This is a genomic window from Paenibacillus terrisolis (assembly GCF_056171975.1).
In genome coordinates this window covers 1-18,726 of record NZ_JBKFGG010000002.1, presented here as the reverse complement: position 1 = coordinate 18,726, position 18,726 = coordinate 1, and the positions used below count along the sequence as shown (strand labels likewise).

The 18,726-nt window shown below is 52.0% G+C and carries 20 protein-coding genes, 1 tRNA gene and 1 pseudogene; 21 read left to right on the top strand and 1 reads right to left on the bottom strand.

Features of this window, described 5'->3' with window-relative positions:
- The first annotated feature begins 68 nt into the window (after window positions 1-68).
- From acpP to ACI48K_RS02670, 16 genes are all read left to right on the top strand, one after another.
- On the top strand, window positions 69-302 hold the full coding sequence (acpP, locus tag ACI48K_RS02745; protein ID WP_018750834.1) for an acyl carrier protein: 234 nt from the start codon (window positions 69-71) through the stop codon (window positions 300-302).
- Between the two features lie 129 nt (window positions 303-431).
- Complete coding sequence (gene fabF / locus ACI48K_RS02740; RefSeq protein ID WP_475026069.1) at window positions 432-1,673, top strand: beta-ketoacyl-ACP synthase II; 1,242 nt, start codon at window positions 432-434, stop codon at window positions 1,671-1,673.
- A 12-nt stretch (window positions 1,674-1,685) separates the two neighbouring features.
- A complete protein-coding gene (gene rnc / locus ACI48K_RS02735; RefSeq protein ID WP_475026068.1) occupies window positions 1,686-2,387 on the top strand; it encodes a ribonuclease III in 702 nt (233 codons plus the stop codon).
- A gap of 220 nt (window positions 2,388-2,607) precedes the next feature.
- Entirely contained in the window at window positions 2,608-6,180 is a 3,573-nt protein-coding gene (gene smc, locus ACI48K_RS02730) for a chromosome segregation protein SMC (RefSeq protein ID WP_475026067.1), read from the top strand.
- 312 nt (window positions 6,181-6,492) lie between these two features.
- Complete coding sequence (ftsY, locus tag ACI48K_RS02725; protein WP_475026066.1) at window positions 6,493-7,488, top strand: signal recognition particle-docking protein FtsY; 996 nt, start codon at window positions 6,493-6,495, stop codon at window positions 7,486-7,488.
- A 69-nt stretch (window positions 7,489-7,557) separates the two neighbouring features.
- On the top strand, window positions 7,558-8,205 hold the full coding sequence (gene trhA / locus ACI48K_RS02720; protein ID WP_475026065.1) for a PAQR family membrane homeostasis protein TrhA: 648 nt from the start codon (window positions 7,558-7,560) through the stop codon (window positions 8,203-8,205).
- Between the two features lie 218 nt (window positions 8,206-8,423).
- Window positions 8,424-8,777, top strand: coding sequence for a putative DNA-binding protein (locus ACI48K_RS02715; RefSeq protein WP_475026064.1), 354 nt, complete (start codon window positions 8,424-8,426; stop codon window positions 8,775-8,777).
- Between the two features lie 57 nt (window positions 8,778-8,834).
- The gene (gene ffh / locus ACI48K_RS02710) at window positions 8,835-10,211 is read left to right on the top strand and encodes a signal recognition particle protein (RefSeq protein WP_475026063.1); all 1,377 of its coding nucleotides are present in this window, start codon (window positions 8,835-8,837) and stop codon (window positions 10,209-10,211) included.
- A gap of 68 nt (window positions 10,212-10,279) precedes the next feature.
- Entirely contained in the window at window positions 10,280-10,552 is a 273-nt protein-coding gene (gene rpsP, locus ACI48K_RS02705) for a 30S ribosomal protein S16 (protein ID WP_475026062.1), read from the top strand.
- Between the two features lie 22 nt (window positions 10,553-10,574).
- Window positions 10,575-10,805, top strand: coding sequence for a KH domain-containing protein (locus ACI48K_RS02700; protein ID WP_475026061.1), 231 nt, complete (start codon window positions 10,575-10,577; stop codon window positions 10,803-10,805).
- 584 nt (window positions 10,806-11,389) lie between these two features.
- Window positions 11,390-11,908: a ribosome maturation factor RimM gene (gene rimM, locus ACI48K_RS02695; RefSeq protein ID WP_475026060.1), complete on the top strand. Its 519-nt coding sequence runs from the start codon at window positions 11,390-11,392 to the stop codon at window positions 11,906-11,908.
- 1 nt (window position 11,909) lies between these two features.
- Window positions 11,910-12,728 carry a tRNA (guanosine(37)-N1)-methyltransferase TrmD gene (trmD, locus tag ACI48K_RS02690; protein ID WP_475026059.1) on the top strand — a complete coding sequence of 273 codons (819 nt, stop codon included), beginning with the start codon at window positions 11,910-11,912 and terminating at the stop codon, window positions 12,726-12,728.
- A 191-nt stretch (window positions 12,729-12,919) separates the two neighbouring features.
- Window positions 12,920-12,993: transfer RNA gene (locus ACI48K_RS02685), tRNA-Pro, on the top strand.
- A gap of 150 nt (window positions 12,994-13,143) precedes the next feature.
- Window positions 13,144-13,515 carry a hypothetical protein gene (locus tag ACI48K_RS02680; protein WP_475026058.1) on the top strand — a complete coding sequence of 124 codons (372 nt, stop codon included), beginning with the start codon at window positions 13,144-13,146 and terminating at the stop codon, window positions 13,513-13,515.
- Between the two features lie 196 nt (window positions 13,516-13,711).
- Complete coding sequence (locus ACI48K_RS02675) at window positions 13,712-13,945, top strand: hypothetical protein (RefSeq protein ID WP_475026057.1); 234 nt, start codon at window positions 13,712-13,714, stop codon at window positions 13,943-13,945.
- 138 nt (window positions 13,946-14,083) lie between these two features.
- Window positions 14,084-14,230: a hypothetical protein gene (locus ACI48K_RS02670; RefSeq protein ID WP_475026056.1), complete on the top strand. Its 147-nt coding sequence runs from the start codon at window positions 14,084-14,086 to the stop codon at window positions 14,228-14,230.
- A gap of 61 nt (window positions 14,231-14,291) precedes the next feature.
- Here ACI48K_RS02670 and ACI48K_RS02665 read toward each other — a convergent pair whose 3' ends face one another.
- Entirely contained in the window at window positions 14,292-14,504 is a 213-nt protein-coding gene (locus ACI48K_RS02665; protein WP_475026055.1) for a hypothetical protein, read from the bottom strand.
- Window positions 14,505-14,700: 196 nt separating this feature from the next.
- On the opposite strand from ACI48K_RS02665, the gene rplS reads away from it, so the two are divergent.
- The 5 genes and pseudogenes from rplS to ACI48K_RS02640 form a co-directional block, all read left to right on the top strand.
- Window positions 14,701-15,045, top strand: a complete 345-nt coding sequence (gene rplS, locus ACI48K_RS02660) for a 50S ribosomal protein L19 (RefSeq protein ID WP_475026054.1) — start codon at window positions 14,701-14,703, stop codon at window positions 15,043-15,045.
- 110 nt (window positions 15,046-15,155) lie between these two features.
- Window positions 15,156-15,785 (top strand): signal peptidase I, encoded by a 630-nt coding sequence (gene lepB / locus ACI48K_RS02655; protein WP_475026053.1) that lies wholly within the window; start codon window positions 15,156-15,158, stop codon window positions 15,783-15,785.
- A 42-nt stretch (window positions 15,786-15,827) separates the two neighbouring features.
- Window positions 15,828-16,691, top strand: coding sequence for a ribosome biogenesis GTPase YlqF (gene ylqF / locus ACI48K_RS02650; protein WP_475026052.1), 864 nt, complete (start codon window positions 15,828-15,830; stop codon window positions 16,689-16,691).
- 165 nt (window positions 16,692-16,856) lie between these two features.
- On the top strand, window positions 16,857-17,477 hold the full coding sequence (locus ACI48K_RS02645) for a ribonuclease HII (protein WP_475026051.1): 621 nt from the start codon (window positions 16,857-16,859) through the stop codon (window positions 17,475-17,477).
- A gap of 66 nt (window positions 17,478-17,543) precedes the next feature.
- A pseudogene (locus ACI48K_RS02640) lies at window positions 17,544-18,726 on the top strand (flagellar hook-length control protein FliK); the annotation flags it as partial.

The window sequence follows — 18,726 nt, the reverse complement described above, 5'->3', positions numbered from 1 at the left end:
TCATGCCTGCGGCTTCTATGGCATTTTGACTTTAATTCTCGTATAATACCAAAGAGGAGGTGAACCGGATGTCCGATGTATTGGATCGCGTAAAGCGCATTGTTGTGGATCGCCTCGGCGCTGATGAGGCCGAAGTGACACTTGAGGCTTCTTTCAAAGATGACCTTGGTGCTGATTCGCTCGATGTGGTTGAATTGGTCATGGAACTCGAAGATGAATTCGATCTGGAAATTTCTGATGAAGATGCAGAGAAGATTACGACCGTAGGTGAAGTTGTAAACTACATACAATCTCATACCTAAAGTCATCCCAAAGTCCCGTACCTCCTTATAGCAGGCGGGACTTCTCCTCATCTATCGCTTGTTTTTCAAATGAACACTAAATTTGTTTGCACCATTGCAACGCATGAAGTCCATACGAGGTGAGTGTGTTTGGAACATAGAGTAGTGATAACGGGCATGGGTGTCGTAACGTCGCTGGGTCAAGATTTGGATACGTTTTGGAACAACTTGGTTCAGGGAAAATCCGGCGTATCCGTTATCGAATCTTTTGACGTCAGCGAGTATCCGACCCGAATTGCTTCTTCGGTGAAGGATTTCAATCCCGAAGATTATATTGACCGCAAGGAAGCGCGTAAAATGGACAGGTTCGTTCAGTTCGCGGCCGCAGCCGCCAAAAACGCGCTGGCCGACAGCGGCTTGACCAATATCGCCGAACAGGCGGATCCGGAGCGCGTGGGCGTCATGATCGGCTCGGGGATCGGCGGTCTCGGAACCTGGGAAGATCAGCATAACATCCTGCTTGAAAAAGGTCCGAAACGCGTGAGCCCGTTTTTCATCCCGATGATGATTGCGAATATGGCTTCCGGACATGTTTCGATTTTGTTTGGCGCCAAAGGGCCAAACACGACTACGGTGACTGCGTGCGCGACCGGAACTCATTCCATCGGCGATTCGTTCAAGATGATTAAGCATGGCGATGCCGATGTGATGATTTGCGGAGGCGCGGAAGCAACGATCCGCCCGACCGGCCTGGCCGGGTTCTGTTCAATGCGGGCGATGTCGACCCGCAACGACGAACCGGAAAAGGCGAGCCGTCCTTTCGATAGCGAACGGGACGGGTTCGTCATGGGGGAAGGCGCGGGAATCATGATCTTGGAATCTTTGGAGCATGCTCAAAAACGCGGAGCTAAAATCTACGCCGAAGTGATCGGCTACGGACTTAGCGCCGACGCGCACCATATGACCGAGCCGGATCCGAACGGACCGGAGCGTTGTATGAAAATGGCGATCCGCAGCGCCGGAATCGATCCGGATCAAATCGATTACATTAATGCGCATGGCACTTCCACTCCGGTCGGCGACCGTTCGGAGACGATTGCCATCAAACGCGCGCTTGGAGATCACGCCTATAAGGTGGCCATCAGCTCGACGAAGTCGATGACGGGTCACCTGCTTGGCGCAGCCGGCGGCGTTGAAGGGGTTATCTGCGGGCTTACGATCCAAAACGGGCTCATTGCACCGACCATCAATCTGGAACACCCGGATCCGGAATGCGATCTGGACTATGTTCCAAATGAAGCGAGACATGCGAACGTAAACGTGGCGATGTCCAATTCCTTTGGTTTTGGCGGGCACAACGCTACGATCATTTTGAAGAAATTCGAGGCATAAGGGGTTAGTCTGTTGAGTGGAGATCTGAAACAGTTACAGCACAAGCTTCAGTTGGAATTTCAAAATAAGCAGCTTTTAAAGCAGGCCTTTACCCATGCGTCCTACGTGAACGAGCACCGGTTCAGTCAGCATGAGGATAATGAACGTTTGGAATTTCTTGGCGACGCGGTTCTTGAACTGACGGTTTCGGAGCATTTGTACCGATTGTTCCCCGACCGTCCCGAAGGAGAGTTGACCAAGCTGCGCGCCGCCATCGTCTGTGAGCCGTCACTGGTTAAATTCGCCGAAAGCCTGGAGTTTGGTCAGTATGTACTGTTGGGCAAAGGTGAAGAATTAACGGGAGGGCGAACTCGGCCGGCGCTGCTGGCTGACGTGTTTGAATCCTTTGTGGGGGCGTTATACCTGGATCAAGGCCTGGACGCCGTTATTTCATTCCTTCGCCAATATGTATTCTCCCAATTGACGTTAGACGGGAAAATGCAGACAACCGATTATAAAACCGAGCTCCAGGAGTTGACCCAGCATCACGGCATGGGAACTCTGGAGTACCGGATTGTCGAAGAGCGCGGGCCGGCCCATGAACGGGAATTCGTCTCGGAAGTGTGGATGGAAGGACGCTCTCTTGGGCAAGGCACCGGCCGTTCCAAGAAGGAAGCGGAGCAGCAAGCCGCTGCCGTCGCTCTAAACCTGCTGAAGGCATCGTATCATTCATAAGCGCGAAACGGCACTCGAACGAACAATCGTTGGAGTGCCGTTTTTTATTTCACGGATACGCCGGCCGGCTTTATTCCTGAGCCCCGGATGCCGATCAATAGATAGAGGAGGGAAACGCCTTGCTCCCGGCGAATTTGAAGAGAGGACGAACAGGGGCAGCGTGCCTGTCCTCCAAGGCTTTCCGTGTGTTACAATAGTCGTTAGAGGTGATTTTGAACGTATGTTTTTGAAACGGATAGAGCTGGCGGGATTTAAATCTTTCGCCGATAAGACGGAAATGGAATTCGTCCGTGGCATTACGGCTGTGGTAGGCCCTAACGGCAGCGGCAAGAGCAATATCTCCGACGGCATCCGCTGGGTGCTGGGGGAGCAGAGCGCCAAATCCCTGCGGGGCGGCAAAATGGAGGATATCATTTTTGCCGGCAGCGACGCGCGCAAAGCGGTCAATTACGGCGAAGTCTCACTGACGCTGGACAACAGCGATCAGGCGCTTCCGCTTGATTTCAGCGAGGTCACGGTAACCCGCCGGGTGCATCGCAGCGGGGACAGCGAATACCTGATCAACAAACAGTCCTGCCGCCTGAAGGATATTACCGAGTTGTTCATGGACACCGGCATCGGCAAAGAAGCTTACTCTATCATCGGGCAGGGCCGGATCGAGGAAATTTTGAGTACGCGTTCGGAAGATCGGCGCGGGATTTTCGAAGAAGCTTCAGGAATCGTAAAATACAAAAGCCGCAAACGCGACGCGCGACGCAAGCTGGACGAAACGGAACAAAACCTGCTGCGGATTCACGACCTTGTCAGCGAGCTGGAGGATCAAATCGAGCCGCTCAAGGAGCAGTCGGAAAAAGCACTCAAATACAAAGAGCTGCGCGAGCAGTTGAAAAATAAAGAGATTTCATTATACGTGCACCAAATCGAGCAAATTCACGAATCATGGAGCGAAGCGAACGCGAAGCTGCTGAAGCTGCAGGAAGAGCAGCTAGCTTTGTCGACCGTGGTGTCCGCGCATGATGCCAAGCTGGAAACCGATCGATTGGCGCTGCGCCAGGTCGAAGATCAAATCGAGCTGCTGCAAGGGCAACTGCTCGAATACAGCGAAAATTTCGAGAAAACCGAAGGCTTCGGCGAGGTTTTGAAGGAACGCGCCAAAAACCTTGCGCAAAACCGCGATCAGCTGCAGCAGTCGTTGACCGTAAACGAGGAACGCTATGACCAGCGCATGCGGGAGCAGAACGAGCTGGCGGAGAAATTCGCCATGGCCGAGAAGCAGCTGAGCGAGCTGCGCACCGAGCTGTCGGCGGAGGAAGCCAAGCTCGTCGGCGTGACCGGAGGCATCAGCCAGGAGCAGGAGGAGGGCCTTAAAGGCCAACTGCTCGACGTCATTAACCAGATGGCGCAGGCACGCAACGAAATCCACTATTCCGAGCAGCAGAAAGAAGGCGTGGAGCGCCGGATGTCCCGCGCCGAGGAAGAGGGCGTGAAGTGGAGCGAAGAGCTGGAGCGCCTAAAGGGGAAGAAGACCGAGCTCGAGGCCGTTTTGGAGAAGCTTGGGAAGGAAATCGCCGAGCTGCGCGGCAAATACATCTCGGAGAGCGAAAAGGTTCAGTCTTTGCAAAAGCTGGTCGAAGAGAGCCAAAGCGGCATCCGCAAGTGGGAGCAAAAACGCGAAGCCCTTGTTTCCCGGCGCGATACGATGAAGGAGATGGAAGACGACTTTGACGGTTTTGTGCTGGGCGTCAAGGAAGTGCTGAAAGCGGCCCGCAAATCCGTCCTCGCAGGCGTTCATGGCGCGGTCGCCGAGCTGATCCGGGTACCGGAGAAGCTGGAAGTCGCCGTCGAGACGGCGCTCGGCGCGGCTATGCAGCATATCGTCATGGAAAACGAGTCCGTGTCCCGTCAGGCCATCGCTTTTCTGAAGCAGCGGCAACTTGGCCGCGCCACCTTCCTGCCGCTCGACGTCATCCGCCCGCGCCAGATTTCGGCCTCCGACAAAAGATTGATGGAGGATGCCGAAGGTTTTGTGGGAATCGGCGCCGAGTTGGTGGGATACGAGCAACGGTACGCCGACATCGTAGGCAGCTTGCTCGGGAACGTCGTGTTTGCGAGCGACCTGGAACGGGCGAACAAAATGGCCGCCCGCTGTCAGTATCGTTTCCGGATCGTCACGCTGGAAGGCGACGTGGTGAATGCCGGCGGATCGATGACCGGGGGGAGCCAACACCGCAAGAACAGCAACCTGCTGGGCCGCAAGCGCCAACTGGATCAACTGGCGGCGGATATCAAGGACAGCGATGAAATGCTGGACAAGCTCCGCAAAGGGCTGGGCGATGTTCGTTCGCAGCTGTCCGCATCGGAGCAGGAGCTTTCCAAGCTCCGCGAATCCGGGGATGGCAAGCGAATCGAGGAACAGTCGTATGCCGGAGATATGAAGCAGGTCGAGCACGAATGGCGGCATGTTTCCGAGCAGTTTGAACTCTATGGACAGGAAAAAGGCCATTACGTCAAAGAACTGGAAGATCTGGCCAAGGCGAAAACGGAGGCGGAAGTCCGTCTGGTTCAGCTCGAACAAGACGAGCAAACCGTGCAGCAATCGATTCGCGCTGCCGAATTTGCGCGCAAGGCGAACGAATCGGCCAAGGAAGAACTTCAAGACTTGCTGACCGGGCTGAAGGTCCGAGAGGGCAAGCTGGATCAGGAATGCTTCTCTCTCCGCGAGCAGCTGCGCCGTTCGGAGGAGGAAAGCGGCGTTCAGCAGCGGGAGCTTGAGCAAAACCGCAAGATTTTGCAGTCGATCGAAGCCGATCTGCTCCAGAATGAGCAGCAAAGCGTCAAACAGCGGGAAGAGCTGAACGACTTCAAGCTGAAAAAGGAGCGGACCGGCGAGCAGTTGGAAATGGAACGCGCTTCGCGTGCGGTGCTTGTCAAAAAGCTCGAGGAAGGCGAGAGCGAAACCAAGGAGCAGCGGCTTGGACTCAAAGCCGTTGAAGAGCAGCTCCGGCAGACGGAAATTCAGGCCAATCGCCTGGACGTGGAGCTGGACAATATTTTGCGCAAGCTCTCGGACGACTACGAGCTGAGTTACGAGCTGGCCAAACAGCGCTACGCGGTGCCGGAGGATGTGCCTCAAACCCAGGCCGACGTCAGAGAGCTGAAGCGCCAGATCACGGTGCTCGGCGAGGTCAACCTCGGGGCGATCGAGGAATACAACCGCGTCTCGGAGCGCTATCAATTCCTCAGCGAGCAAAAGGACGATTTGGTCGAAGCCAAAACGACGTTGTATCAAGTTATCCGGGAAATGGACGAAGAGATGTCCAAACGCTTCAAAACGACCTTCGACGCGATCCGCCGGGAATTCGTCATCGTGTTTACGAAGCTGTTCGGCGGGGGCCGGGCCGATCTGGTTCTGATCGATCCGGAGAACCTCTTGGAGACCGGCATTGACGTGGTCGCCCAGCCTCCGGGCAAAAAGCTGCAAAACCTGCAGCTGCTCTCGGGCGGCGAGCGAGCGTTGACCGCTATGGCGCTGCTGTTTGCGATTTTGCAGGTGAAACCGGTGCCCTTCTGCGTGCTTGACGAAGTCGAAGCTGCCCTGGACGAAGCGAATGTATCCCGGTTTGCACAGTACTTGCGCGAGTTCTCGGAGCAAACGCAGTTTATCGTGGTGACGCACCGCAAGGGCACGATGGAAGAAGCCGACGTGCTGTACGGCGTAACCATGGAGGAAGGCGGCGTCTCCAAGCTGGTATCGGTCAAGCTGGAAGATGAGGATACCGTCGAAATCGCATAACGCTCCAGCCGGAGCATCTGCTGTTTCATTTGCAGCTTGTTATCGGGGATAACTCGGAACATTCCACTTCAGAGACAGGCGGACCCTCAGAAAATTGCTTGTCCCGGATTGTCATGCGATAATGAGAATAACAGCTTTAATATACGTAAATAACGATATTTAGGGGCGCTATTTTTAAAGATATGGCGTGATTTATTGAAAGATCAGCCATGTCCGGTTAATTAGCGCCTTAAATGTCCGCTATTTGTGCTTGAGATTGAATTATTTTATGCCAGCGTGCGGTAGGAGTATTTTAAGGAGGTTAATCCCCAAATGAGTTTCTTCAAGAAACTGAGAGAGAGCATTGCATCCAAAACGGAATCGGTGACCAAGCAGTTTAGGGATGGATTGGAGAAAAGCCGCAAAGGCTTTGTGGAAAAGGTTACGGAGCTGGTTACCCGGCGCAAGAAAATAGACGAGGAATTCTTCGAGGAACTGGAAGAGATCCTGATCGGAGCCGATGTTGGCGTTAACACGGTGCTGAACTTGATTGACGATCTGCGTTCGGAGGTCAAACAGCGCCGCATCGAAGACCCGGCGGATTTGCAGCCGATCCTCTCGGAGAAGTTGACCGGTCTGCTGCGCGGGGACGAGGACAACGACATGCACCTGAACCCGGACGGCATCAGCGTCATTTTGTTCGTGGGTGTTAATGGCGTCGGCAAAACGACGACGATCGGCAAGCTCGCCCACCATTACAAGCAGCAGGGCAAGAAGGTGCTGATGGCCGCGGGGGATACGTTCCGTGCGGGAGCGATCGAGCAGCTTGAGGTGTGGGGCAAACGCGTCGGCGTCGATGTGATCAAGCAGCAGGCCGGGTCCGATCCGGCGGCCGTGATGTTCGATGCGGTGCAAGCCGCCAAGCAGCGGGGCGCCGACATTTTGCTGTGCGATACGGCGGGACGCCTGCAGAACAAATCGAACCTCATGGAAGAGCTGAACAAAATTTACCGCGTGATTCAGCGGGAAATTCCCGGCGCGCCGCATGAGGTATTGATGGTGCTGGACGCCACGACCGGTCAGAACGCGCTCAGCCAGGCGAAGCTGTTCGAAGAGAAAAGCGGTGTTACCGGCCTTGTGCTGACGAAGCTTGACGGAACGGCCAAAGGCGGCATCGTCATCGCGATCCGTCAGGAGCTGAGCCTCCCGGTCAAATTTGTCGGGCTTGGCGAAAAAATGGACGATTTGCAGAAGTTCGACTCCGAGCAGTTCGTACACGGCTTATTTGCCGGATTGATTCGCGAGGACGAGGAAACGGCTGCCGAATAAAGATAGGCACATGTCTAGCGGCGTTTGCGTATTGATATAGGTAAGATCAACATTTCAGGAGGCGATGGCATGGCAAACACACATACTTATCCGCGCAGAGAGGAAATAGCCAATGCGGTTACTCATGGGATCGGCGCGCTGCTGAGCTTGGCCGGACTGGTTTTGCTGATTGTTTTTTCCAGCATCAAAGGCACAGCCTGGCATGTGGTCAGCTTCACCATTTACGGAGCCAGCATGCTGCTCCTGTATATGTGCTCGACTTTGGTTCACAGCTTCCGAGAGGGCAAAATCAAGGATTTGTTCGAGTTTTTCGACCATTCCTCCATCTACATTTACATCGCGGGAACCTATACGCCCTTTATGCTGGTGGCGATCCGCGGTCCGCTCGGCTGGAGCTTGTTCGGAACGGTGTGGGGCATCGCCCTTCTAGGTGTCGTGTTTAAGGCGTTTTTCGTCAAACGGTTCCTGTTTATGTCGACGTTTTTCTATCTGATCATGGGCTGGCTGATCGTGATCGCCTGGGGACCGCTGACGGCGGCCGTTCCTTTCCAGGGCATTGTGCTGCTCGTCGTCGGAGGCCTGTTGTATACACTGGGAACGGTATTTTATGTTTGGCGGGGGTTTCCGTTCCACCATGCGATTTGGCATCTGTTCGTGCTGGCCGGGAGCGTGACTCATTTCTTTGCGATTTTGCTGTACCTGCTTCCGAATTGGTGACTTGCTGCGGATAGAAAACCATGCTTTCCAAGCAAATTCAGACCTAAGGCCGCTGCCGGACGACTGTCCGTTCCAGCGGCTTTGTTTGCTCGCGAGGCTTGTCCGCCAAAGGCTCATGGATGTTAAGGAAAAGAACTTGACATCCTACTTCGCATTCGGTATGATAAGGAACGTTGATGCGCTGTAAAGTGTTTTTCCTTGACGGAGGGAGTGCCCAAATGAGTCAGGAGAATAGGCTTGAAAAAACGAATCGGATCAACCTTTTATTCGACTTCTACGAGACGTTGCTGACGGAAAAGCAGCAGACGTTTTTGAAATATTACTTTCTCGATGATTTTTCGCTCGGCGAGATCGCTGCGGAATTCGAGATCAGCCGCCAGGCGGTATATGAACATATCAAACGCGCCGAAAGCACGCTCGAGGCTTACGAAGAGAAGCTTGGACTGCTGCGCCGGTATGAAGAGCGGAGCGATGTGCTGGCCCGGCTGGGAGAACTCCTGGAGGACAGCGGACTGTCGCTTAAGCATAAAGAAACAGCTAAGGATTTGCTCCGGCAGGCGGAGCAATTATGATATTGCGAAAATGTGTGGTATAGATAGAGTAGGATCAAGAACGGAGGTGACCGGAATATGGCATTTGAAGGATTAACCAGCCGGCTGCAGGGCGTGTTCAGCAAGCTGCGCGGCAAAGGCAAGGTATCCGAGGACGACGTTAACGAAGCGATGCGCGAGGTACGGCTCGCTCTGCTGGAAGCGGACGTTAACTTCAAAGTCGTCAAGGAATTCATCGCCAAGGTGAAAGAAAAGGCCGTGGGCAAGGAAGTGATGGAAAGCTTCACGCCGGGCATGGTCATCATCGATATCGTGAACAAAGAGCTGACCGAGTTGATGGGAGGAAGCCAAGCCAAGCTGGCGAGAAGCAACCGGCCGCCGACCGTCGTCATGATGGCGGGTTTGCAAGGGGCCGGTAAGACGACGACTTCGGCCAAGCTGGCCAAGCTGCTGCTGAAGGGCAACCATCGTCCGCTGATGGTCGCGGCGGATATTTATCGTCCGGCAGCCATCAAGCAGCTGCAAGTGCTCGGAGAGCAGATCAAGGTGCCGGTATTTACGCTTCCGGAAGGCAACAGCCCGGTAGAGATCGCACGGCAGGCGCTGCAGCATGCCAAGGATAACGGCAACGACTATCTGCTGATCGATACCGCGGGCCGGCTGCATGTGGACGAGGAATTGATGGAGGAGCTCCGGCAAATCCATGAAGTGACCAGTCCGGATGAAGTTCTGCTTGTCGTCGACGCGATGACCGGTCAGGATGCCGTCAACGTAGCGGAGAGCTTCAATCAGCAGCTTACCCTGACAGGCGTGGTGCTGACCAAGCTTGACGGTGATACCCGCGGCGGCGCGGCTTTGTCGGTCAAGGCCGTAACGGGCTGCCCGATTAAGTTCGCGGCCCTCGGCGAGAAGATCGACGCGCTGGAGCCGTTTCATCCGGAACGGATGGCTTCGCGGATTCTCGGCATGGGCGACGTGTTGTCGCTGATCGAAAAAGCCCAGTCGAACATCGACGCGGAAAAAGCGAAGGAAATGGAACGGAAAATGCGCAACGCGGAATTTACGTTCGACGATTTCCTGGAGCAGATGGATCAAGTCAAGAAACTGGGTCCAATCGATCAGATCATGGACATGATCCCCGGTATGGGCAAGATGAAACAAATGAAGGATGTCAAGGTCGACGAGAAGCAGATGGGCCGGGTTGAGGCGATCGTGCATTCGATGACCAAACAGGAGAAGCAAAATCCGGACATGATCAACCATAACCGCCGCAAGCGGATCGCGGCCGGCAGCGGAACTACGCTTGCCGATGTGAACCGGCTGATCAAGCAGTTCGATGAAATGCGCCGGATGATGAAGCAGTTCTCCGATATGATGGGGCCTAAAGGCAAAGGCAATAAAATGCTTAAGCAAATGGGCAAAGCCGGAAAAGGCATGAGATTTCCATTCCGTTGATCGAGTTGTTTTCGTTTGGCGGAATGAAAAAATATTGAAAGGTTCATTCTTTGAAGGAGGTGAATTTCGTGGCAGTTCGTATTCGTTTGAAACGCATTGGTGCTCATAAAGCTCCTTTCTACCGCATCGTGGTATCGAATTCCCGTTCCCCGCGTGACGGTCGTTTTATCGAGGAAATCGGTTTTTACAACCCGGTTGCTCAGCCTGCTGTAGTCAACATCGATGAAGAAAAAGCATTGAAATGGCTTCAAGACGGCGCGCAAGCATCCGATACCGTTCGCAATTTGCTCAGCAAAGCAGGCGTTATGAAAAGATTCCATGAGCTTAAGCAGCAGAAATAATTGCTGATTCGGAGGGTCTTATATGGAACAATTAGTCGGCGTTATTGCGAAGGCTCTTGTTGATCATCCGGACGATGTCCGTGTGGAGGTCGTGGAGAAAGATCACCTGATTGTGTATGAACTGACCGTACATCCCGACGATGTCGGCAAAGTCATCGGCAAGCAGGGCAGAATCGCCAAGGCGCTCCGCACGGTTGTAACATCGGCAGCCGTTAAGATGGATAAGCGGGTAACCGTGGATATCGTATCTTAAAGATATACGAAAGCGGGTTAGGATGTTTGTCCTAACCCGCTTTCGTACATGCTGAAGCCAGAAGGAAGCGGTTTAACTCGAGTTGCTGGTTCGACCATAGCCCATAGCGGGAGTTTGATAGATTTGGCGAAACATAGTTTCTGCTGAATTTCTGTTGAGTTATTGTTTGTTGCATTTCCTACAACAATTTGCCCCGATTCCGTTTCGAAAGGCTGGAAATGTTGTATGAAATGCAGCATTTAGGACTGAAATGGGCCAGTCGAATGCTAAAAAGGTTAAAATGTTGTACTTTTTACAACTTTCTCGGATAAATTAACCTTCATAAGGTGAAATTGTTGTACATAATGCAAAATATCTACGTGTGTATATGAACGGGGAGTGCCCGTGATCAGGTGAGTGTCTTTGGCGATGAGTGCCCGTTGGCAGATGGGCCAAAGCGGATGCATTGCATCGATTATACGCGCAGCTTATTGATTTTAACGGCAATGCCAAATGTAACGTTTGATTGCACTGCCATGCACTGTTTTGATGCGCCTAATGACGTTGTATTAGCAAAGCCGTTCGAGCAGAACTAGGAGGTTGTTATGTCTGATTCTTTATTGTCCGTAGGAAAAATCGTGAACACGCACGGAATTCGCGGAGAACTGAAGGTGCTGTTGCAAACGGATTTCCCGGAGGTGCGGTTTGCCCCGGAAAGCCAGCTTTTAATCATCCATCCGGAGACCGGAGAGCAGCTCAAGGTAACCGTACAAGCGGCGCGGCCCTACAAGCAGATGTATATCGTGAAGTTTGCGGAATTCTCCAATATCAATGAAGTGGAGCAGTTTAAGGGCCGCGATTTGAAAGTGACCAAAGCCGATTCGGTGGAGTTGCCGGAAAACGAATACTATTTCCATGAAATCATCGGATGCCGGGTGATCAGCGACGAAGGCGAAGATCTTGGAGTTGTTGAAGAAATATTGCGACCGGGCGCCAACGATGTATGGGTGGTTAAGCTTCCCTCCGGCAAGGAGCTGCTGCTGCCCGTAATCGACGATGTCGTGCTGGATGTCGACGTAAAAGCTAAACTTATTAAAGTGCGTCTGATGGAAGGATTGTTGTAAGATGCGGGTGGATGTGCTGACGCTGTTTCCGGAAATGTTCGCTGGAGTGTTTGGCAGCAGCATTCTTGGAAAAGCGCAGGAAAAGGGGATTGTTTCCCTGAACGCGATTAATTTTCGGGAGTATGCGGGGAATAAACACGGCAGCGTCGATGATACCCCTTATGGCGGAGGCGGAGGGATGGTGCTTAAACCCGAGCCGATTTTTCGCGCGGTGGAGGATCTTCTTGGTTTTGAAGTTGGCGGAGCGGAGGGGCTAATCCCGCTGGAGCATCCCTCTGCAGAAAAAGACCATGCTCCGTCATCGAACCGCCCGCGTGTGATTCTGATGTGCCCGCAAGGGGAGACCTTCACTCAGCAAAAAGCCGAGGAATTAGCCAAAGAAGAACATCTGGTGTTCATTTGCGGTCATTACGAAGGTTACGACGAGCGGATTCGCGAGCATCTGGTGACCGATGAGATTTCCATCGGGGATTATGTGCTGACCGGCGGCGAACTGCCGGCGATGGTCGTGATTGATAGCGTTACGCGTCTGCTGCCGGGAGTGCTTGGCAACGAAACCAGCGCGGTGACGGACTCTTTTAGCACCGGGCTGTTGGAATACCCGCATTATACCCGGCCGGTAGATTTTCGCGGCTGGACCGTGCCCGATATTTTGCTGAGCGGCCACCATGCCAATGTTGCCGATTGGCGGCGCAAAGAAGCGCTCCGCCGCACCTGGCAGCGGCGTCCGGATCTGCTGGAAGGGCTTAAGCTTACTCCGCAGGACCAAAAGTGGCTGGAGCAGCTGAAAGACGAAGAGAAGAAGCCTTCCCGGGAATAAGATAAGTAGAATAGAATTCGAAAGAAGAACGAAGCTTTTTCGTTCTTTTTTTTGTAACTAACGCCCAGAGCAATGTAAAAACGACGATTCCGCAGTCTAATTCTAACGAAGCGGTTTACAGCAAAAGATTGCAGAGAAGCATGTCCATACTTTATAATTGTGCTATTACAATTAAGCGTCGTTGGTGATGTCGGGGTATGGCGCAGTCTGGTAGCGCGCACCCTTGGGGTGGGTGAGGCCGTGGGTTCGAATCCCGCTACTCCGATCAGAAAAGACATAACTCCCGCCATGGGAAAGGTATGTCTTTTTTTTTATGCTGAAAAGCGTGGTATCATGGACTAAAATTCAATCGTTCTTAAAAAGATAAATAGGAATTTGATGTGCGGATTATTTATTTTTGCGAGGAGGGAAGCTTGTGCAGAAAACATTTTCTGAAGTTAAACTTTTTCAAGTAAAGCCTGAGAAACTGGAGCAGTTTGAAGCCATTGCAGACACGATAGCGAAAGAACAAATGAAACAACAAGGATGCATGGCAATCAAGTATATGAAACGTTTCTATACTATTGATGGTATCGAACTCGGCGAAGCGCCAAGAGAATTAACTAAGATTATAAAATGCGTTAAGTATTATTCTTTCTGGGAGTTCGATAACAAAGAGAATTATGGCAAAGCAACAAAATGGTTTTTTGAAACCTATTTGAAAGATATTCAAAAACTGCTGATTGCCCCATTTGACATTAATTGCGGCATTTCACTACATAATAGGGAGACAGAAAATAGCTTATAAAAAATTCAGGCAATGAATTCCATAAAACACCCTACATTTAGACCGCTTTCCGATGGACCGATCCATTAGAAAGCGGTCTTTGATTTTTCTGAATAAATGGGTGTAAGATGTCTGCCTTATACTAACTATCGCCTACACCGCGTGTTTCCTACTCTCATAGAATGCAGTAGCACGCAAAGGAAGGGGAACAACGGTCATGCCGGAGGCTTATTATAATTGTATGCAATGCATGAACAGGAAAGTTCGCATTTTGACCAGAGACGGTCAGGTACATGAAGGCACAATCGTCAATGTAGACCGGAATAACGTGTATTTAAGAAGATCGGCGCGCGGAGAAGTGACAACATCGGCTTTTTATGGTCCGTATGGATACGGGAGCGATATCTTGACGCTCAGCCTGTTTACTCTGCTTGCCATCGCCTTGATTTAACAAAATGAAGGGTTTATTTCCCCGCGCCTGTGGCGATGGGGAATTTTTTTGCGGTGATGCGGGTACGGGTAGTCTATAATATAAACTATCAAGAAAAGATATAAGCAAAAAAATTTTGACCATTTGAGGTGAATGCTATTGCGGACGGAAGATCAAATCAAGCGCAAGCTGTACGAGCTTCAGAAATTACTGGAGCGCCGGAACGACGAGATTTTACTCAGCCAAATCGAAATGCTGGAGTGGGTGTTGGCGCAGCCGACCGGGAACTATCATGCGGAGAAATGAGCAACCGACTCATTGGCGTACATAGGTTAAAAGAGCCGCTAAATCATCATTAGTGGCTTTTTTATCTCTTCATTTGATCGTTAAAGCGGTAAGGACGTTTCCTTTGTTTTTTTCCGGGCTGGAAGAAGTAAGCCGTATGTTTCTCCGGATTGAAGTTCAGAAATTTGGACGGAAACCGAAGCCCGGTATGATTTGCAGCTATGACCGTTCCTCCCGACATATAAAGATTCCAGTCTTTCGTTGCGATGTCCTGAACGAATACATACTCGCCCATTTAACGCTTCGTTTTGGAAAAGGTTTCATTTTATCGGCTTGGGTTTAAAAATCAATATATACCTTGCTATGCCTAGGGAAATATGGTACAATTCAGTTTGTTGTGAATTCGGTGGTCCGCTGCGGATGATGAAGGAGAACAAATGGGATTTCTCCGGAAGAGGCATGAACACCTGAGTGGAAGGAGGGAGTCCTAGATGAATATCGTACAAGCGATTACGCAAGAACAACTTCGCAAAGATATTCCGAGCTTTCGTCCTGGTGACACTTTAAAAGTGTTCGTTAAGGTTATCGAGGGATCTCGTGAACGTGTCCAATTGTTCGAAGGTGTTGTAATTAAGCGTCGTGGCGGCGGAATCAGCGAAACTTTTACGGTTCGTAAAATTTCCAACGGTGTAGGCGTGGAAAGAACTTTCCCGCTTCATTCCCCGAAAATCGATAAAGTCGAAGTGGCTCGCCGTGGTAAAGTGCGTCGTGCGAAGCTGTATTATCTTCGTGAACTTCGCGGTAAAGCAGCGAGAATTAAAGAAGTGCGTCGTTAATTTCATTAACGATCAGGGGCTTGTATTCATTCAAGCCCCTTTACTATTTTTGCATACTAATATATGGTAACGTTTGTTACATATTAAAACCATAAAGAGAGGTCACGACCATGGAGAATCATTTGCAACCGGAACAACCGGGCCATTCGGGAACTGAGCAGAATTCGACATCCGGCAAGAAGGAAAAAAACGAGGCGCTCGAATGGTTAAAGGCCATTGCGATTGCCGTCGTACTGGTTCTCCTGATTCGCTGGCTTTTCTTCGCTCCGTTTATCGTGGATGGACCTTCGATGCAGCCTAATTTCCATACCGGGGAACGAATCATAGTCAATAAGATCTTGTTCGACATCCGCCCGCCTCAGCATGGGGAAGTCATCGTGTTCCATGTTCCTTCCGAAGGCCGAGACTTTATTAAACGGGTGATCGGCGTTCCGGGGGAAACCGTAAACGTAAAAGGGGATACGGTAACCGTAAACGGAAAAGTCGTGGACGAACCTTACATCAAAGACGCCGTGGATGTGAAGCATAACAGTAATCAGCTCTATAACACGGAAGCCGATTTTCCAAATGAAGAAGTTACCGAAGATAAGGTTCCGGAAGGTTATGTCTTCGTCCTGGGCGACAACCGCTCGAACAGTACGGACAGCCGCCGTATTGGGTTTGTGCCTTATAAAGATATTGTGGGCCGGGCTGATCTGGTCTTTTGGCCGCTGCCGGATTTGGAGCTCATTAAGCATTAATGATGAAACACAACGATGTCGGGAACTTGAGGTGAAAAGAATATGACAATACAATGGTTTCCTGGACATATGACCAAAGCGCGTCGTCAAATTCAGGAGAAGCTGAAACTAATTGACGTGGTGATAGAGCTGCTCGATGCCCGCCTTCCGTTATCAAGCAGAAATCCGATGATTGACGAGATTTTGCAAGGAAAACCCCGTTTAATCGTCCTTAATAAGTCGGATCTCGCGGATCCTTCAGCAACCAGACAGTGGATCGCTTATTTTAAGGAAGAGGGGCACATCGCCGTGGAGGCGGATGCTTCCAGCGGCCAGGGGATAAAGGAAATTCCGCTTTTGGCCAAGGAGCTGCTCAAAGAAAAAATCGATAAGCAGATTGCAAAAGGCATCAATCCGCGCGCAGTTCGGGCATTGATCGTAGGCATTCCAAACGTGGGCAAATCCACGCTGATCAATCGTCTTGCCGGACGGAACATCGCCGCAACGGGCGACCGCCCCGGCGTAACCAAGGGACAGCAATGGATCAAAGTGGGTACGGATATGGAACTGCTGGACACTCCGGGGATTTTGTGGCCTAAGTTTGAAGATCAGAATGTCGGGTATCGTCTGGCCGTAACCGGAGCGATAAAGGAAGAGATCTTGAATGTCGAGGACATTGCCTTTTTTGCGGTAAAATATCTAACCCGATATTACTGGGATTCGTTCCGGGAGCGTTTTGATTTGAATGAATCTCCAATTGACTTCGAAAACACCGATGAGATCGTCGCCGTGATGGAAGCGGTTGGCCGTAAGCGGGGATGCCTGATGAGCGGAGGGCGCGTCGATCTGGAGAAAGCTTCCGGCATTTTGCTTCGCGAGCTTCGGGCCGGAAAGCTGGGAAGGTATTCCATGGAAGCCCCATATTGAAATGACCGTCGGCAAAGGGGCCGGCGGTTTTTTTTGTTAAGTTTTGGGACTGAAGAAAACAGGCATAAAAACCGATAATAGATAAAGAGATGCTTAAAAAAGCGTCCCGAACGTAGTATAGTAAGTTCTGAAACGGTTAGGCTCTTGTTTGGAAAAGGAGAAGTTATGGTTGATTTACTGAAATACGAAAGAGAATATTGGCAGCTGGCCTATCAAAATATTGCTGGAATCGACGAGGTTGGCCGAGGTTGCCTGTTTGGAGACGTTGTGGCCGCAGCGGTAATTTTGCCGCAAGGGTTAATTTTGGAGGAAGTGGATGATTCCAAGAAGCTCAGTCCCAAGAAACGTGAACGGCTGTTCGATATTATTATGGAGCAAGCTGTTGCTGTGGGCATCGGCAGGATTGATGCGGACACGATAGATCGGATAAATATCAAGCAGGCAACCCGCCTCGCCATGAAACAGGCTGTTGAGGGACTGCGGGATAGCCCGGATTTTCTGCTCATCGATGCGGAGAAGGTGGATATACCGATTCCTCAGTTGTCCGTGATCAAGGGGGATGCGACAAGCCAATCGATCGCCGCGGCGTCGATTATTGCCAAGGTCACGCGGGATCGTCTCTGTCAGGGAGAATGGGATGCGCTATATCCTGAATATGGAATCGCGGTACATAAAGGATATGCAACGAAGCTGCATCGCGAGCAGATTCAGGCATTGGGGCCGACGCCCATGCACCGCAAAAGTTTTATGCGTAATTTGTTTGTAGAGGAGCAGACCTTGTTTTGATCAACCCGCCGCCGACGGCCGGCGGGTTTTCCATATCATACCCAAAAGAAGAAAGGAGGGAGATTCATGAATATCGGGCCTCTGCTGCGCACCATGATGGGAAACTCCCGCCCTGGAGAGCCCAAATCGTTGGAATTAAAAACGGGACAGGTGGTAAGGGGAACGGTGCTATCGGTCTCAGACGACGGACAAGAGGCCGTAATTCAGGTTCAGGGGGTCAAGCTGCATGCAGCTTTGGAAACCCCGCTTCGTGCGGGTGAAACAACGCTGCTCCAGGTGCAGCCGGATTCCAAAGAAGGGTTGACGGTTCTGAAGCCGATGAATTCAGCCCCCGCGGATCCGCTGACAGCAGGCACTTTAGCCAAAGCTTTGGAGACGTTGGGACTTGACAATACGCCGACGAATCGGCAAATGGTTCAGTTGATGCAGAGTAACGGCATTCCATTGACCAAGGAAAACGTCAATTTGATTTTACAGGCTTCGGCGTTAAAGTCCCCTGAGGTTCCGTTGTCGGAATGGATTCAATCGGCGGGAATTGCTTTTAGCCGGGGGCTTCCGATCACGGCTGAGGTCGTAGGCGGAATTCACCAGGCGGTATTTGGTCCTCCGCTGCATCAACTGTTGTCTTCATTGGAGGTGCAGATCGGTGAGTGGTTGCAGTCAGCAGGCGGAACGTTTGATGAAGGAGGCTTTCCCGTTTCCGTTCAGGGGAACGGAGGAAATCCGGCTGCCTCGGCTCAAGCCGCGAAGATGGCCGGGATGATTGCCGAAACTATGGAGAACGGGGAAGCGGCAGGTCAACCAACTGCCGGCCCGGGAGCGTCTTCCGCATCAAACGGGGGGCCGACCGCTCCCGTACAACCTGATCTTTCCCGCTCGCAGGCCGAAGGTTTGATTAAACAAGCAGCCGATCATCTGCCTCAGGCAAATATTGCGTCCGGGAAATTGGAAGCAAACGGATTGGTGTCCAAGCTGCAAACGCTGCTAGGAGAGCTGAGAGCGGTTTTGCAGCAGGACGATGCGAGCTTGTTCACGGTGAATTCGGGAACAGCGGTTGGGGCAAAGGAGCAGGCGCAGGCGGCGGCCATGCGGACGGGGCAAAGCTCGCCCTCACCAAGTCCGGCCGGCGCCGCCGGCAGCGGTACGCTGGCGGGCGAACCTGCCGCCGCAGCTGCGGCGCAGGGCGAAGGGCCCGTCGGGCCTTCGCTGGGCACGCGTCCCGCCCCTACGGCAGAGCCGTGGGTGGGGC

Coding starts and splice junctions, on each gene's coding strand:
- acpP (WP_018750834.1), top strand. CDS start 69: ATGTCCGATGTATTGGATCGCGTAAAGCGCATTGTTGTGGATCGCCTC.
- smc (WP_475026067.1), top strand. CDS start 2,608: ATGTTTTTGAAACGGATAGAGCTGGCGGGATTTAAATCTTTCGCCGAT.
- ftsY (WP_475026066.1), top strand. CDS start 6,493: ATGAGTTTCTTCAAGAAACTGAGAGAGAGCATTGCATCCAAAACGGAA.
- trhA (WP_475026065.1), top strand. CDS start 7,558: ATGGCAAACACACATACTTATCCGCGCAGAGAGGAAATAGCCAATGCG.
- ACI48K_RS02715 (WP_475026064.1), top strand. CDS start 8,424: ATGAGTCAGGAGAATAGGCTTGAAAAAACGAATCGGATCAACCTTTTA.
- ffh (WP_475026063.1), top strand. CDS start 8,835: ATGGCATTTGAAGGATTAACCAGCCGGCTGCAGGGCGTGTTCAGCAAG.
- ACI48K_RS02700 (WP_475026061.1), top strand. CDS start 10,575: ATGGAACAATTAGTCGGCGTTATTGCGAAGGCTCTTGTTGATCATCCG.
- rimM (WP_475026060.1), top strand. CDS start 11,390: ATGTCTGATTCTTTATTGTCCGTAGGAAAAATCGTGAACACGCACGGA.
- trmD (WP_475026059.1), top strand. CDS start 11,910: ATGCGGGTGGATGTGCTGACGCTGTTTCCGGAAATGTTCGCTGGAGTG.
- ACI48K_RS02675 (WP_475026057.1), top strand. CDS start 13,712: ATGCCGGAGGCTTATTATAATTGTATGCAATGCATGAACAGGAAAGTT.
- ACI48K_RS02665 (WP_475026055.1), bottom strand. CDS start 14,504: ATGGGCGAGTATGTATTCGTTCAGGACATCGCAACGAAAGACTGGAAT.
- rplS (WP_475026054.1), top strand. CDS start 14,701: ATGAATATCGTACAAGCGATTACGCAAGAACAACTTCGCAAAGATATT.
- lepB (WP_475026053.1), top strand. CDS start 15,156: ATGGAGAATCATTTGCAACCGGAACAACCGGGCCATTCGGGAACTGAG.
- ylqF (WP_475026052.1), top strand. CDS start 15,828: ATGACAATACAATGGTTTCCTGGACATATGACCAAAGCGCGTCGTCAA.
- ACI48K_RS02645 (WP_475026051.1), top strand. CDS start 16,857: ATGGTTGATTTACTGAAATACGAAAGAGAATATTGGCAGCTGGCCTAT.